At 31.9% G+C, this 15669-nt stretch carries 12 protein-coding genes; 5 read left to right on the forward strand and 7 right to left on the reverse strand.

Going from position 1 to position 15669, the window contains the following annotated elements:
* Positions 1–3 precede the first annotated feature (3 nt).
* Positions 4–1077 (forward strand): peptidylprolyl isomerase, encoded by a 1074-nt coding sequence (locus C8C85_RS03090; protein ID WP_116795773.1) that lies wholly within the window; start codon positions 4–6, stop codon positions 1075–1077.
* A 79-nt stretch (positions 1078–1156) separates the two neighbouring features.
* On the opposite strand, the gene C8C85_RS03095 is transcribed toward C8C85_RS03090, so the two are convergent.
* On the reverse strand, positions 1157–1594 hold the full coding sequence (locus tag C8C85_RS03095; RefSeq protein ID WP_116795774.1) for a hypothetical protein: 438 nt from the start codon (positions 1592–1594) through the stop codon (positions 1157–1159).
* Between the two features lie 421 nt (positions 1595–2015).
* Between C8C85_RS03095 and C8C85_RS03100 the strand changes: the two genes are divergently transcribed.
* The 4 genes from C8C85_RS03100 to C8C85_RS03115 are packed head-to-tail and all read left to right on the forward strand — an operon-like array spanning position 2016 to position 9049.
* Positions 2016–4724 (forward strand): tetratricopeptide repeat protein, encoded by a 2709-nt coding sequence (locus tag C8C85_RS03100; protein WP_116795775.1) that lies wholly within the window; start codon positions 2016–2018, stop codon positions 4722–4724.
* Positions 4725–4745: 21 nt separating this feature from the next.
* Complete coding sequence (locus C8C85_RS03105; RefSeq protein WP_116795776.1) at positions 4746–6653, forward strand: tetratricopeptide repeat-containing sensor histidine kinase; 1908 nt, start codon at positions 4746–4748, stop codon at positions 6651–6653.
* A 33-nt stretch (positions 6654–6686) separates the two neighbouring features.
* Positions 6687–8609 (forward strand): tetratricopeptide repeat-containing sensor histidine kinase, encoded by a 1923-nt coding sequence (locus C8C85_RS03110; protein WP_116795777.1) that lies wholly within the window; start codon positions 6687–6689, stop codon positions 8607–8609.
* A gap of 44 nt (positions 8610–8653) precedes the next feature.
* Positions 8654–9049: a hypothetical protein gene (locus C8C85_RS03115; protein WP_116795778.1), complete on the forward strand. Its 396-nt coding sequence runs from the start codon at positions 8654–8656 to the stop codon at positions 9047–9049.
* On the opposite strand, the gene C8C85_RS03120 is transcribed toward C8C85_RS03115, so the two are convergent.
* The 6 genes from C8C85_RS03120 to C8C85_RS03145 form a co-directional block, all read right to left on the reverse strand.
* Positions 9050–9649, reverse strand: coding sequence for a GNAT family N-acetyltransferase (locus tag C8C85_RS03120; protein WP_116795779.1), 600 nt, complete (start codon positions 9647–9649; stop codon positions 9050–9052).
* A gap of 222 nt (positions 9650–9871) precedes the next feature.
* Positions 9872–10228, reverse strand: coding sequence for a hypothetical protein (locus C8C85_RS03125; protein ID WP_116795780.1), 357 nt, complete (start codon positions 10226–10228; stop codon positions 9872–9874).
* A gap of 44 nt (positions 10229–10272) precedes the next feature.
* On the reverse strand, positions 10273–11451 hold the full coding sequence (locus C8C85_RS03130) for an AIR synthase related protein (protein WP_116795781.1): 1179 nt from the start codon (positions 11449–11451) through the stop codon (positions 10273–10275).
* 127 nt (positions 11452–11578) lie between these two features.
* A complete protein-coding gene (locus tag C8C85_RS03135; protein ID WP_116795782.1) occupies positions 11579–12463 on the reverse strand; it encodes an OmpA family protein in 885 nt (294 codons plus the stop codon).
* Positions 12464–12704: 241 nt separating this feature from the next.
* On the reverse strand, positions 12705–14204 hold the full coding sequence (locus C8C85_RS03140) for a carboxypeptidase regulatory-like domain-containing protein (protein WP_243412038.1): 1500 nt from the start codon (positions 14202–14204) through the stop codon (positions 12705–12707).
* 75 nt (positions 14205–14279) lie between these two features.
* Positions 14280–15656, reverse strand: coding sequence for a CsgG/HfaB family protein (locus C8C85_RS03145; protein ID WP_116795783.1), 1377 nt, complete (start codon positions 15654–15656; stop codon positions 14280–14282).
* Positions 15657–15669: the final 13 nt, after the last annotated feature.

Raw genomic sequence — 15669 nt, forward strand, 5'->3', positions numbered from 1 at the left:
ACAATGAAATCTAAAATCGCATTATTACTCTTTTTAGGGTTATTCAATTTACACGCACAAAACACAAAAAAACCTGTTGCTACAAAAAAACCACGAACAACTGTAAAAGCGCCTTCTACTGTTACTCCAGAAGGCATTTATGCCACTATCGCAACGAACAAAGGAAATATTACAGTTGAATTATTTTACAAAAAAACGCCTATTACAGTAGCAAATTTTATAAGCTTGGCAGAAGGAAAAAATCCATTTGTAAAAGTTGAAAGACTAAAAGGAAAACCTTTTTTTGATGGTCTAAAATTTCACAGAGTAATTAAAGATTTCATGATTCAAGGTGGCGATCCTGACGGTAATGGTTCTGGCGGACCTGGTTATGCTTTCAAAGATGAATTTACCGATTCGAAATTTGACAAAGCAGGAATTCTTGCAATGGCAAATTCTGGTCCCGCTACCAATGGAAGTCAGTTTTTTATTACTCACAAAGACACACCTTGGTTAAACGGAAAACATACTATTTATGGTCAAGTAATACAAGGAATGGCAGTGGTAAATGCTATTGCGCAAGATGATGTAATCACAAAAATTACTATTTCCAGAAAAGGAGAAGCAGCCAAAAAATTTGATGCTGCAAAAGTGTTCACTGACTATTACGGAAATAAAGCGGTTGAAGATAAATTAAAAGCTGAGAAAGAAGAAAGTGAAAGAGCTGCAGCAAATGCTATAGCTTTGAAAGAATTTGCTAATGGACAAACAACTGCAAGTGGTTTAAAATATATTGTTTTAAAAGAAGGTACGGGTGCGATGCCAACATTAACCAGTAATATCAAAGCGCATTACACAGGAAGTTTTGTCAATGGTACAGTTTTCGACAGCAGTGTTCAACGTGGTGAACCAATCGATTTTAATTTAAATCAGGTAATTAAAGGTTGGACAGAAGGACTTCAATTGATGAAGGAAGGTGCGAAATATAAATTTTATATACCTTATACTTTGGCTTATGGAGAACGAGGGTATCCTGGTGCTATTCCTCCAAAAAGCGATTTAATCTTTGAAGTAGAATTGATTAAAATAAATCAATAAATATTTAAACAATTATAAATAAAACCCAACAGATTTAAAGAAACTGTTGGGTTTTATTATTTATATAAAATGAACAAAACTACTTTTTAAACTTCCAGTCAAATTCGTCTTTATTATTGATTATTGCTCCAATTTCGAATTTAACTACTTCATCAAATTCGGTTTGAAGAATAATCCAATTTTCTTCATTGAAGTAATTTTCGAAAGTATCGAATTCCTCCTGAGTAAATTTGGTTATTCCTTTTTGTGCCAAATCTTTTTTGACTTCCGATATTTTTCTATTGATGATTTTATTACCAAGTAACTCCAAACTTGGGCTTGAGGCCACTAAATATCCCAATTTCAAATCTTCTTCTTCATAAAAAGTCAAACGGATCTTAAGCTCATTATAAACAAAAATCACATTATCATCTTCGTCTTTGTAATTTTTATTAGGCTTACCGTAAACAGCAATAACATCATTTTGTTTCATTCCGAAAATGAGTTTGTCAATTCCGTTTTTTGGATTTATTTTCATATAGATACCTTTTAATTAATTTATTTCTTACAGCCCACAAAGGTATTCTTTTTTAAGGGAATTCCATTTTTAGAAATCAAAAACAAAGAATACAATTAAAAAAGCAAAATTTAATTCTTTAGAAAAATGAAATGAATATTTCTGGTAAATATAAATTTATAACTTTATGACAAAACAATTCTTAATCAATAAATTACATAAAAAAAACTGTCATTATCCCAAATTCATAATAGTGCATTAAAAAAAAATTAAATAAAAATAAATTTAATACTACAAAAATTAACATATTATGCATTTTATCTATCAAAAAGTGTCATACATCTATATGTTTAGTATTTTTGGTACGATTGTTGGATAACGACAATACGAAATTTTCTATTTCAATACTATTTTAATAAAAAAAGATCGACAAAAAGCTTCAATGAACATCCTTCACAAAATAAATAAATGGATAATCTGCCTAGTCATACTAGGTAACTTTGCTTATTCTCAAGACCAAAATTCAGAATTAGTAGCGACATTAAAAATAAAACTTCAGAAAACGACCGTTGACACTACCAAAATAAATATCCTAAACGAAATTGCTGCAACATACAGGTATTCCAATCCGCAAGAAGGGCTAAAATATGGGAGGAATGCATTATCATTATCAGATAGTTTAAATTGGAAAAAAGGAATGGCCGAAGCAAATGAAAATCTGGGAATTTGCTACCAAACTGAAGCCAATTATACTGAAGCCATAAATCATTTACAGAAAGCGTTACAATTATACAAACAAATACCAAAAAAATCAGCTGTTTCTGGCACGCTCAAAAATATTGGGCTTGTTTATTTGGTACAAAAAAAATATCCAGAAGCACTTTTCTATTTTGAACAAGCATTAAAAATTAACCAACTACTAAACAATAAATTATTAATAGTATATGGTTTAAATGATATTGCCGATGTTTATTTCAAACAAAATAACAATTCAAAAGCGCTTGAACAATACAAACAATCCATTAAAATAAATGAAGAAATAAAGGACAATAATGGACTAGCCTATTGCTACGCACGTATTGGCGAAATTTATTCAAAGCAAAAAGAATATCCAAAAGCGGTAAGTTATTTATCAATGGCTTTAAGTAAATACGATAAAAATCAAATAGGAAACATTGACAATGCACTAAAGCAATTGAGCGAAGCTTATCTTTTGATGTCCAAGTCGGATACTGTAAATAAAAACAAATATATCGCTCTTTCAAAGAAGGCTTTGGAACAAACATCTTCAAAACAACAACAGTATTCACAATCAACAGATTCTTTAAAAGAATCACTCAGAAAAGCGACAGAAGACACTACAAGAATCAATATTCTAAACAGATTGACCAGTAGTTATTTTTACACCAATCCAAAAGAAGGAATTCCTTATGGAGAAAGAGCTCTTAAACTGGCAACAAAAATAAACTGGAAAAAAGGAATTGCTTTGGCATATAATAACCTTGGGGTATGCCAATGGGTATTAACTGACTATAATAAGGCCATCAACTATTTTGACCTGTCATTATCCAAATATGAAGAACTAAATGACCAAACTGGTATTTCGGAAGCTTATAACAATTTAGGGTTGGTATATGTTGAAATAAAAAAACACAATCAAGCGTTTAAGTACTTCGATAAGGCATTTGAGATAAACAAAAAAACGGGCAATAAAATATCAATGGTTTATAACTTGAATAATATTGCCTCGGCCTATTACAATGAAAAAAATTATAGGAAAGCTTTTGAATATTATACTAAATCAAAAGACCTAAATCTTTCCATGTATGATTTAAATGGTTTAGGATATTGTTATTCAAAAATTGGACAAATATATTCTGACCAAAAAAGATATGAAGAGAGTCTTGATTATTTCAAAAAAGCTTTAAATAGTTACGATAAAAGTCAAACCTATAATATTGGCAATAACTACATAGGAATGGGAATTGTCTATTACAAAATGGCTTTAGTAAATTCAAGCAATAAAAAACAATTACTAGCACAATCCGCTCAATCTCTTAATAATGCTGCGTATTTGTTTACACAAAAAGGTATTTTGGACCGGCTGAGCATTTGCTATCTTGAACTTTATAAAACCAAAAAAGAACAGGGTGATTTCACCGAAGCCTTAAATTATTTTGAAAAACACAATACTATAAAAGATTCTCTATTTTCAAATGAAAGCCAAAACAAATTAACTAATCTTCAATCCAAACGAGAAATTGATTTAAGAGACAAACAGATTGAGATTCAAAAACTTAAAATAAATAGTGATTACAGAAAAGTATATTTGTTAGTAACTATTACCATCACAATTGCAATACTTTTTATTTTATTCTTCTGGCTGTATATAATCAAAAGAAACACAAACGAATTACTATTAAACAAAAACGAAGAGATATCAAACATCAACAAACAAAAGGACAAATTTTTCTCCATCATTGCGCATGATTTGCGGGGACCTTTCAATGGATTTTTAGGACTGACGGAACTATTGGCCGAAGAAATTGATGATATGGATAATGAAGAAATTCAATTTGCAGCTATCAACATGAGAAGTTCTGCTAACAATTTGAACCGTCTTTTGGAAAACTTACTTGAATGGTCTCGAATGGAACAGGGATTGATTCCATTTTCTCCACAAGAAAGTAATTTGGTCAAAGTCATAAAAGAATGTGTAGAGCCCTTACAAGATGCTGCTAACAAGAAAGCCATAACAATCGAAACTATTATAAATCAAAATCTTAAAATTTTTGCAGACCATCACATTTTGCAGTCTGTTATCCGAAATATTTTATCCAATGCCTTAAAATTCACTCCAAAAAAAGGAAAGATAAAAATATATGCGCAAGAAGATTTAAAAAATACTATTATTTCAATAGTTGATTCTGGAATAGGAATGGATATCAAAATGATCGAAAATATATTCCAACTTGATGTCAAAACAAACAGAAGGGGAACCGATGACGAGCCAAGTGCTGGATTAGGGTTGATTCTTTGCAAAGAATTTGTGGAAAAGCACAGAGGAAAAATTTGGGTAGAAAGTGAAGAAGGAAAAGGTTCTACTTTTAATTTTAGTTTTCCAAAAAATAATACAATCAATGCCATTTAAAATGGCTTTATAATAATCAAAATGAAAAAAAATCTCATTTTAATTTATTTACTTTTTATTGGTATTAATTCATTTTCTCAAAAAAGTCAGGAACAGAAAATTGATTCTATAAAAACAGTAATAAATCAAGCAACGGTAGATACCATTAAGATAAAAGCGCTTAGTGATTTATCTGCTTTATTGTATTATAGCGACTCTCAAAAAAGTCTGTATTATTCTAACTCAGCATATGCTCTTTCAAAAAAAGCCAATTACAAAAAAGGAATAGCTCTTTCATACAATAATTTTGGAGTTTATTACAGAATAAGAGCCGATTTTCCAAAAGCACTGGATTACAATTATAAATCGCTTCACTTATTTGAAATTCTAAACGACAAAAACGGTATTGCCAAAGCAAATAATGGACTTGGCACCATCTACGTGGAATTTAAAAATTATAAACAAGCGCTAACTTGTTATAAAAAAGCATTGAAAGAAAGTCAAGAAATAAATGATCGAAAATCAATTGCCACATATTTAAATAACATTGGGGATGTCTATTTAAGAATGAAAGATTATCAAAAAGCATTAAGCTATTTTGATAAAGCAATTAAAATGAACGCTTATGAAAAAAGCAGTTATGAGTCCGGGCTAAACTATACCAATATTGCCATTACATTAAACTTTCTCAAACAATATGAAAAATCAATAGAAGCCAGTAATCAATCAATTTCAATTTATAAAGATGATTCCAGTTTGTTCAATGCCTATAATAAATTAGAATTAGGGAAATCCTATTATTATCTTGCCTTAGCAGAAAAAAACACGACAAACAGCAATCAGTTTTTACAAAAATCTTTGGACTACATCAATGAATCCATGAAAATTTTTAAAAGAGAGGGATCACTAATAGACATCAGAGATTCTTATTCTTATTTATCTAAAATTTATAAAACTCAAGAAAAACCAGAACTGGCACTTTCATTTTTTGAAAAAAGTTCAAATCTCAACGATTCTATTTTTTCAAATGAAAACAAAATACAAATAGAATTTCTAAAATCGCAAAGAGAAATCGAGTTGAGAGATAAAAAAATTGAGATTCAAAATCTTAAAATCAAAAATGAAGCTCGAAAAGTATATTTATTATACACCATAACCATTGCAGTTATAATTCTTTTAGCGCTGTTTTTTTGGCTATACTTATCAAAGAGAAAAACGAACCTACAATTAAAAGAAAAAAACAAAGTAATATCCAACATCAACAAACAAAAGGATAAATTCTTTTCTATAATTGCACATGACCTTAGAGGTCCTTTTAATGGTTTTCTGGGACTAACAGAACTATTAGCTCAAGATATTGACAATATGGACAAAGAAGAAATCCAGTTTGCAGCCGCAAACATGAGAAGCTCTGCTGTTAATTTGAACCGTCTATTGGAGAACTTACTGGAATGGTCGAGAATGGAACAAGGTTTGATTCCTTTTTCCCCTCAAAAAAGCAATTTTCTTCCCTTAGTAAAAGAAAGTATCAGTACGTTACAAGACGAAGCAAATAAAAAAAGAATCAAAATTCACACGTCAATACCGGAAGACTTAACCATTTATGCAGATCATCACATACTGCAATCGGTTATTCGAAACATATTGTCAAATGCGGTGAAATTTACACCAAAAGATGGAGCCATAAAAATTGAGGCTCATGATGATTCGAAAAGTACCGTCGTTTCAATAGCTGATACCGGAATCGGAATGGATGCCAAAATACTCAATAATCTGTTTCTACTTGATGTTAAAACCAATAGAAATGGAACCGAAAACGAACCCAGTACCGGTCTGGGATTGATATTGTGTAAAGAATTTGTGGAGAAACATAATGGGAAAATATGGGTAGAAAGTGAAGTAAATATAGGCACTACTTTTTATTTTAATTTTCCACATGCTATTTCATAAATTAGTGTATTTTTGAAAAAAATACCGCACTAAATGATTCAAAAAACTACTCAATTATTACTTTTTTTTATCTTTTCAACAGTTCCAGCACAAGCTCAAAATCCTATTTATAAGACCATTGATTCGTTAAAAATAGCATTAAACCAAACAAAAGAGGACTCGGATAAAACAGTTTTACTAACTAAACTTTCCTCTTATTCAGAATACATTGGACCTGATGAAGCAATAAAATATGCAAAAAAAGCACTTTATTATGCTCAAAAAACAAAAAACGAACAGCAGATTGGCCAGACCTATGGAAATTTGGGTACAGCTTATGAAATAAAATCAGACTATGCGCATGCTTTAAAAAACCTTTATAAAGCACTTGCAATCTATGAAAATTTGAATGATGTCAAAAGTCTAACTACGGTTTACAATAACATAGGACTAATCTATATTGACCTCAAAAATTATAAGCAAGGTCTTATTTTTTATAACAAAGCGCTTCAACTAAGCTACCAATCCAAAAAAGAAAGAAATGTTTCGTTGCTATTAAATAATATCGGTGATGTCTATTTGCAAAAAAAAGAATATCCAAAAGCATTAAACTACTTTTACAAAGCCTTAATAATAAATAAAAAACTTGACGACACAGAAGGAATTGGTTTAAATCTTTCCAATATAGGCATTTGTTATATCAACTTAAAAAATTATGAAAAAGGCATTGAGATGCTAAATAAGTCAATTGCAACTTATGATGATCATTCAAACCTGTACAATAATTATAATACTTATGATCTTGGCAGAGCTTATTACTTAATGTCTCAAGATGAAAAATATAAAAAGGATAAAAAAGCACTTATTGATAGATCCATCTCTTTATTTGAAAATGCTTTACAAATTTTTAAAAAATACAAATCTTTAAAAGATATTCAGGAAACCTATTTATATCTTTCCAAAACTAACAAGTCAAAAGGTAATTATGAAGTGGCATTGGATTGTTTTGAAAAACATTCCCGCATAAAGGACTCTATATTTTCGAAAGAAAGCGAGAAAAAATTAGCTAATCTTGAATTTCAGAGAGAAATAGATTTAAGAGATAAACAAATAGAAATCCAGACCCTCAGAATAAATAGCGATTCACGAAAAGTATATTTTCTAATTACCATAGCTACTGCAGTTGCTGCCCTATTGGGTTTGTTCTTATTCCTATATGATTCAAAAAGAAGAAACAACCTCTTGCTCAAAGAAAAAAACACATTAATTTCGAATATAAATTCTCAAAAAGACAAATTTTATTCGATTATAGCTCACGATTTAAGAGGTCCGTTCAATGGCTTTTTAGGCTTAACAGAGTTAATGGCCGAAGACATAGACATGATGTCCGCCGAGGATATAAAATTTGCCGCTGTTAATATGAGAAGTTCTGCCAAAAATCTTTTTGCCCTTTTGGAGAATTTATTGGAGTGGTCACGGATGGAACAAGGTTTAATTCCATTTGTTCCAAAAGAACACCCGCTAAAATCAACTTTATTAGATAGCATTATCACACTACAAGATAATGCAGACAAAAAAGGAATAAGTATCACTACAACAATTTCTAATTCGGCAACTCTTTTTGCTGATAAAAATATGTTCCAAGCTATAATTCGTAATATTGTTTTGAATGCTATAAAATTTACACCAAAAAAAGGATCAGTTAACATCCAAGAAAAAGAAGATCTCTACAACACTGTTATTATAGTTAAAGATACAGGAATTGGAATGAATCCAAAAACAGTAGAAAACCTATTCAAATTAGATGTACAAAACAACCGAGTTGGAACTGAAGAAGAACCTAGTACAGGTCTAGGATTAATTTTATGTAAAGAATTTATAGAAAAACACAAAGGTAAAATATGGGTTGAAAGCGAAGAAGGGAAAGGAAGTACATTTTATATTAGTTTCCCTAACAAAAACTCTAGCCTTATTTAATTCATTACACTCTTTTGCATTAACCTTATACAAAACCTAAAATCATGTTCAAAAAAATAATTGCATTACTGACGCTTTTTATAGTCCTATCATCATGTACTTCAAAAACAGAACCTTCATCCGCAAATATAAGTGGATTATGGGCAGATGTAAACTCCAGTAATTTTAAGAATTGCTATGTGATAATTGCCCAAGACGGAAATAAAATAGTCATGACTCATTACCTCGAATTTAAAGGCAATAAAATGGTCGAATATGGTATTGGAGAAATAAAAGAAACAACCGTTACTTATGATGCTGTTGTTACAAAAGCAATCCCTGGTTGGGCGACAAAAGGAAAACATCACCTTACATTAAACAAACAAGAAGATACTTTAAGAGGATCCTACGAGGATGAGAAAGGAAATAATGGTCCAATTGTATTTGCCAAATTAAAATAATTATAATTTTGCTTTTAAATTTTCTTTGACCCCATCAAACCATTCGCTTTTAAGAATACTCAATACTATGCTGTCCCTGCGAACATTACGATCAACAGTTGGCATGTGACTACGCATAACTCCCTCAACTTTACACCCTATGCTTTTCATGGCAGCTATGCTCCGCTGGTTGTTGTTGTCGGCACGAAATTCTACCCGTTCTATTCCGAGTGTTTCAAATGCAAATTGTAGCAAAAGATACTTACAGTGTTTATTGAGTCCGGTTCCCCTAAAATCTTTCCCATACCAAGTATATCCCAATTGCAGCGTTTTAAATCCCATATTGATGTCATAAAAACGCGTACTGCCTGCATATTTGCCCGTTTTTTTGTCTTGGACTATAAAAGGGTATTCGGTTTTATTTTCTCTGGCTTTAAGGGCTATTTGAATATAATTTTCAAGATTTTCTTTTCCGTTGGCGCGAACTAAAGAATACTCCCAAGTTTCAGGTTCATTGATTGAAATATCCAATAGGTTTTTGACATCGGTTGCTTGCAGGGGGCGAAGCAAAACCATTTCGTCTTCGAGTATTATATCTTGCGGGAATTGAAAAGTAGACATTATTATTTTTTTTACTAATTTATAAAAAAAAGACAAATCACAGTAATTTTCTAAATATGCACAGATGTCTTAGCACAGATAGAAACGAAAAGTCCACGCTGTAAAACACTAATTTTTCTTGTTATAAAAGAGCGACCAACGGAAGCTCCTTTTATGACTTAGAAAAATGGTGTTTTACAGCGTGGACTTGTAGTGGATAGCTGGATTAGCTCCTTAAAAAAGCTATTCATTCATTTCGTCGTAACGTTCGGGTACTTGAGGATCATAAAGAGGGCATTTGAATTCTGCCATGGTATCTACAAGTAAATTCATGGTCTTGCCTTCGGTGCCGTAACAATCTATTTTTATGCTTTGTGGGGTTGTTCTTATTTGAAAAGCGCCTTTACCATTGGTATTTTTCCAGCTGTTTTCATCGACTTTTTCCCATTTTGAAAAAACGGTATGAAATCTATTTAGGATTACCTCAACCGGAAGTGTTTCTAAGCCGTCCACAAGTTGCTGCTCATCTATTGCTTCATACACTTCGTGATGATTCAGATAAACGCCTTCCAAGTATTTCCAAAATAGTAGTTCGTACATTTTTTTAAATTAAATAATTAAATAACTAAACGATTTAACAATTTTTAATACTCGAAAGTACCGTATTCACTTGTAATTGTTAGTTTTTTGGAATCAGAGGCTTCTACTCTACCCACAATTTGGGCATCAACATTGAATGATTTTGAGATAGCGATGATATCCTGCGCGATTTCTTCTGGCACGTATATTTCCATACGATGTCCACAGTTGAATACTTGGTACATTTCTTTCCAATCGGTTTTGGATTGCTCTTGTATCAATTGAAACAAAGGTGGCACTGGAAATAAATTGTCTTTTATAATATGTAGATTTTGAACAAAATGTAAAATCTTTGTCTGTGCTCCTCCGCTGCAATGCACCATTCCGTGAACATCCGCAGAAGTATATTTATCCAAAATTTTCTTGATAATAGGTGCATAGGTTCTTGTTGGCGAAAGTACTAGTTGACCTGCATCTATAGGTGAATTCTCTACGGCATCGGTCAATTTTACTTGCCCGGAATAAATTAATTCATTAGGAACTGCCGCATCAAAACTTTCTGGATATTTGTTGGCTAAATATTTTTCGAAAACATCATGACGCGCAGACGTTAATCCGTTGCTTCCCATTCCTCCGTTATAGCCTTTTTCATAAGTCGCCTGACCAAAAGAAGCCAATCCAACAATGACATCACCCGCTTTTATATTAGCATTATCGATTACTTTGGAACGCTTCATTCTAGCCGTTACGGTAGAATCGACGATGATGGTTCTTACTAAATCACCAACATCGGCAGTTTCTCCTCCTGTTGAGTGGATAGTAACTCCAAACGACTCCAACTCTTTTATCAGCTCTTCGGTTCCATTGATTATGGCAGATAAAACTTCACCAGGAATTACATTTTTGTTTCTTCCAATAGTAGAAGAAAGCAAAATATTATCGGTTGCGCCTACACACAATAAGTCGTCAATATTCATTATTAAGGCATCTTGAGCGATTCCTTTCCAAACCGAAATATCCCCTGTTTCTTTCCAATACATATAGGCTAATGATGATTTTGTACCAGCACCATCCGCATGCATTATTAAGCAATAGTCTTCGTCCTGTGTCAAATAATCCGGAACAATTTTACAAAATGCTTGAGGAAATAAACCTTTGTCTATATTTTTAATGGCATTATGCACATCTTCCTTTGATGCCGAAACACCGCGTTGTGCATATCTTTTTGAAGTATCTGAACTCATTTTTTAGTTGTGTGTATGTTGGGCAAAGATAATTTTAATGTAACAATTATACAATTAAATTTCAATAGCAATGGCTGTGGCAAATTTCAAATTCTGGAATCCAATTTCTGATTTCTAAAATTTTGTACTAATTGGCAATAATTTCAATTTCTACACGGCGATTTGCTTCCCGTTCTGCTTCTGTTTTTTCTGGTAAAGCATATAATGGTTTCGAACTGCCAAATCCAATAAAAGTCATTCTGCTTTTATCAATACCATTATATTCCAAAAATTTGCAAATGGCTTTAGCCCTTTGGGTACTTAAATCCCGAATATCTTTCTTAACACAACAAATATGACCTTGAATTTGTATTTTTAAATCGGGACAGTTTTGCATAACTGTGAGCAATTCAAACATTACCGATCTGGATTGCGGCATTATTGCAAAAGTATCTACAAAAAAATTCATGCTTTCCAGTTTTAGCTTCTCCCCTACATTGGCAAGACTGACTTTTTTCATAAAGACAGTATCAATTTTAATATTGACTGCAGAACCATCTGGGTTTTCAAAAACATAAACATCCGAAAATTTAATTTTTGGCTTTTTCTTTTCTAGTGCAACTTCTTGTTTTTTGGCTATTATTTTTTCTTCATTTGCAAAATCTTTTGGCAAAATATAATACAACGTGACTTTTCTGTTTTCAGCTTGAATAGGAGACGAAGTATGTAACTCTCCAAAATTTCTTGTTTTGAAATCCTCTCTAATTTTTACTTTGCTCTTTATGATATTAAACACATAATCGATTCGCTTTTTGGCCAAAGTGTCATTATAAACAACAGATCCTTCTTCATCACAAAAACCATGAACTCCAACGACTTTTACAGTATTATTTGCATTTAACCATTTATTCAGTTTTATTAACTCCTCTTTTTTCAAAACAAACTTGTTGCTTTCAAAAAAAAACGAAACTTGTTCTTGCGCAAAAACACAAGAAACCGCGAAACTAAATAATAGAGTAGCAAAAAACTTCATGATTCGGGGATTAATTCCTCAAATTTACAATAAAACTTAATCGATAGTTCCATGAAAAAAAAGAAAACACAAATGACCGTTTATAATAACTCTCAAAAACAGAATTATCAATTTGGAGAAATCTACTAAATCAATTTTTTAAATAAACCCCAAAAAAGAAAAAACGCCTAAACTCTTCCATAAATTGCAAGAAAAGTTTAAACGTATTTCAACCTTTATATTTTAGACTCTTATAATATCCTTATTTCCATTCTGGCATCGAACCTCCCGAAAACAATAAAGTTCTAGCACTTCCCGTAGTACCTGTGCCTGTGTTTGTGAGCGATGTTTTGTATACATTTTTTACTGATATTCCATCATTTGAAGTATTGGTAAAAATCACTTCCGCTTCATTTGGAGAAAATTTTACATCCAAATCATTAAAGCCATTATCTTTGCTAGTATTCAGCTGTGTTATAGTATTGGCAACCTTATCATAAATAAAAATTCTTGAATCAAATCTTCTATAGGTTGAATTTTCATTCCCAGAAACATCTCTGGTAAACACGATTTTTTGCATATCAAAGGACATATTTAAACCACTAACTGCACCAGTTATTCCAGATAACACACTATACAACACCTGACCATTCCATTTAATTACATAAATTTCAACATTGTAACCCGAAATATCATTTACCTTGAGCACAATTTCTTTTCCATCTTGGCTCCAATCACATTCAGAAATAAATTTTCCATTTGGCGTCCTGAACATTTCAATCAGTCCTCCTCCATCAATATTTATTCGGTATAATTTGTCAAAATTTGGATAAATAATTTGACTTCCGTTGGTACTCCAGCAAAAGTTGATATTTTCCATATTAAATCCAGCAATAGGAGTCGTATTTGTTATTTTTTTAACATTCGATCCATCAAGATCCATGATGTAAATTTGGTTTTGGGATCCATCAGAACTGATATAGGCAATTTTATTGGATTGCAAATTCTTCCTAGGACGATAACTGTTGACAGACGAAGATGTTAATTGTAATTCATTGCCAGCTTCATCAGCAGTAAAAATCACATTATTACTATTTACCTTTTTGATGTATAAAAATCTTGGATTCGGAAATGGCAGAGTAGTAAAAGAACTTGTCAAACTATTGACAGGTGTATTAATTCCGTCAGAAGAAGCTACTTGCCAATAATATTTGGTACTATATTTCAAGCCTTTCAAGTCCAAACTTCTTGTTTTTATGTCTTTATAAGTTGTAATTTCATCTGTAGTTCCATTTTTAACAGTAACAACATAAGTCAATGAATCTTTATCAATATCGGTTGCAGTCCAGGTTAGCTTTAGATTTATGGCCTGATTTTTTGCTAGATCAACAGGAGAAGTCAATACTGGAACATCTGGAGGCCTATTATCTGCAGTAGAGACTTTCATCTCAAATATAATTTGAGTGGTTTTATTTAACTCCACTGTTGCCGCTTCAAATTTAGCAACGTATTTATCTTTTCTCGCTTCAAATGTATACTTTCCTGTTTCAATTCCCTCAAAAGTAAAATACCCATCCTTATCTGAATAGTATGTATTTGTAGCCGGATTTGAAGATACCTTTGCATTTTCAATAGGCGCATAAGTAACAGCATCCACAACTCTACCTTTTACAGTACCAGTTCCGCCGTCAGTTATCTTTTCTTCAGAACATGAAGTTAAGATAATTAAGCACATTAAAATTCCGATTCTTAACTTTTCCATTTGTAGGTTTTTTTATAAATAACTTATCTATTATTAGCAAAATCTAAGTATAACTTTAGCATTTCTAAATCAACATTATTTTACTGATTTTTTACCAAAATGTTGAGGCAAATAATAACTCACACCTAGACCAAAACAATAAAAATAATCATCTCTTTTACCAGCTGTTATATAATCGAGTTTATCCGAAAAATCCATATTAAACTCACTATAGGCTTTGATTCCAAAATTATTTGACACTAAATACTCTAAACCTATCCCTGCTTGAATTTTGGTTTGTATATTTTCGTAAGCTCTGTTAAAAAAAGTACCACTGCCTACATAAACAAAAGGGCTAAAGGCATCATACGGGAGAATTAAAAAATCCAGATTCAAATCTATAGATCCATAACCAACATCTAATCTATCTTTATTGCCGACTCGAAAAACACTAAACGAACCGCTTATATCAAAATAGGGAGTAAAAAAGTATCTCATTCCCGCTTTCACCATTGGTTTAGGTGTTGGATTTGCATAATCTCCATCAATATAAGCTGCACCTCCAGCTAAATCAAATCCAACTTTACCTCTTTTTTCATTTCTGTCTCTACCATAAAGCAAGGCTAAATCAGCTTCTTCCTTTTCTTTGGCATAACTGTCCAAAAATGCTTTAACTTCCTCATCTGTAGCCTTTACATCCCAAATTTTATCCTTAATTCCATCAACAACCAGACCTTCAACCGCTTTCTCGATAGCCTCGGTAACCGCAAGCTGAATAGGCTCATTTCTAGTATATCCTGTTTCAACTTCTAAGAGTCGATTAATATTAACATACCGAAACAAACTAGCATCAACACTTTGGGACAGTATTGTTTTTGAAACATAAACTGTATTTAGAATTTTACCATTTGAAGTAGAAACTAATCTTAGATAGATAGAAATTCTGTCTTGTCGATATTGGGTCGAAGCTCCTGCGCCAAAATATCTTGCTCCATATCCACCTGTAATAATATTGGAATCATATGATATAATTCCACCTTCTAACAGAACACCGGCAAACAATAACGGTGTCAAAGGGGCATCCTTGGTATTGGAATCGGTAGCATATTCTTGTCTTGTAGAACGAATAATATTTCTTTCGTTCAAAAGATTGCTAAGGTTTTCTCGCTCAATAGGCACGAACCATTTAGAGTCTTGAAGCGCTTTAATTAGTATAGAAGTAGCACCTTGTGTGACTGCAGTACTAAATGTGCTTCCTATTTCGGTAGGTTTATATTGACCCGTTTGATCTTTAAACTTGTAAACACCTACTACTACTTGCTCTTTAGGGAGTGGTAAACTTCTTAAATTTATAGTTGCAGGTGTGTTCTCACCAAAAACAGCCTTTTGAACTCCAACTGGTTGATTAAAGTACGCACCACAACTCGTCAAAAGAAGCGCAAGTAAAAATGCAATTGTTATTTTTCGATTCATGAATAAGGTTATT

Source organism: Flavobacterium sp. 103 (genome assembly GCF_003096795.1).
Classification (GTDB): Bacteria; Bacteroidota; Bacteroidia; order Flavobacteriales; family Flavobacteriaceae; genus Flavobacterium.

Bases quoted from the DNA above. Each gene is read 5' to 3' on its own strand.
- C8C85_RS03115 (WP_116795778.1), top strand. From the start codon at position 8,654: ATGTTCAAAAAAATAATTGCATTACTGACGCTTTTTATAGTCCTATCA.
- C8C85_RS03120 (WP_116795779.1), bottom strand. From the start codon at position 9,649: ATGTCTACTTTTCAATTCCCGCAAGATATAATACTCGAAGACGAAATG.
- C8C85_RS03110 (WP_116795777.1), top strand. From the start codon at position 6,687: ATGATTCAAAAAACTACTCAATTATTACTTTTTTTTATCTTTTCAACA.
- C8C85_RS03140 (WP_243412038.1), bottom strand. From the start codon at position 14,204: ATGGAAAAGTTAAGAATCGGAATTTTAATGTGCTTAATTATCTTAACT.
- C8C85_RS03090 (WP_116795773.1), top strand. From the start codon at position 4: ATGAAATCTAAAATCGCATTATTACTCTTTTTAGGGTTATTCAATTTA.
- C8C85_RS03095 (WP_116795774.1), bottom strand. From the start codon at position 1,594: ATGAAAATAAATCCAAAAAACGGAATTGACAAACTCATTTTCGGAATG.
- C8C85_RS03105 (WP_116795776.1), top strand. From the start codon at position 4,746: ATGAAAAAAAATCTCATTTTAATTTATTTACTTTTTATTGGTATTAAT.
- C8C85_RS03145 (WP_116795783.1), bottom strand. From the start codon at position 15,656: ATGAATCGAAAAATAACAATTGCATTTTTACTTGCGCTTCTTTTGACG.
- C8C85_RS03125 (WP_116795780.1), bottom strand. From the start codon at position 10,228: ATGTACGAACTACTATTTTGGAAATACTTGGAAGGCGTTTATCTGAAT.
- C8C85_RS03100 (WP_116795775.1), top strand. From the start codon at position 2,016: ATGAACATCCTTCACAAAATAAATAAATGGATAATCTGCCTAGTCATA.
- C8C85_RS03135 (WP_116795782.1), bottom strand. From the start codon at position 12,463: ATGAAGTTTTTTGCTACTCTATTATTTAGTTTCGCGGTTTCTTGTGTT.
- C8C85_RS03130 (WP_116795781.1), bottom strand. From the start codon at position 11,451: ATGAGTTCAGATACTTCAAAAAGATATGCACAACGCGGTGTTTCGGCA.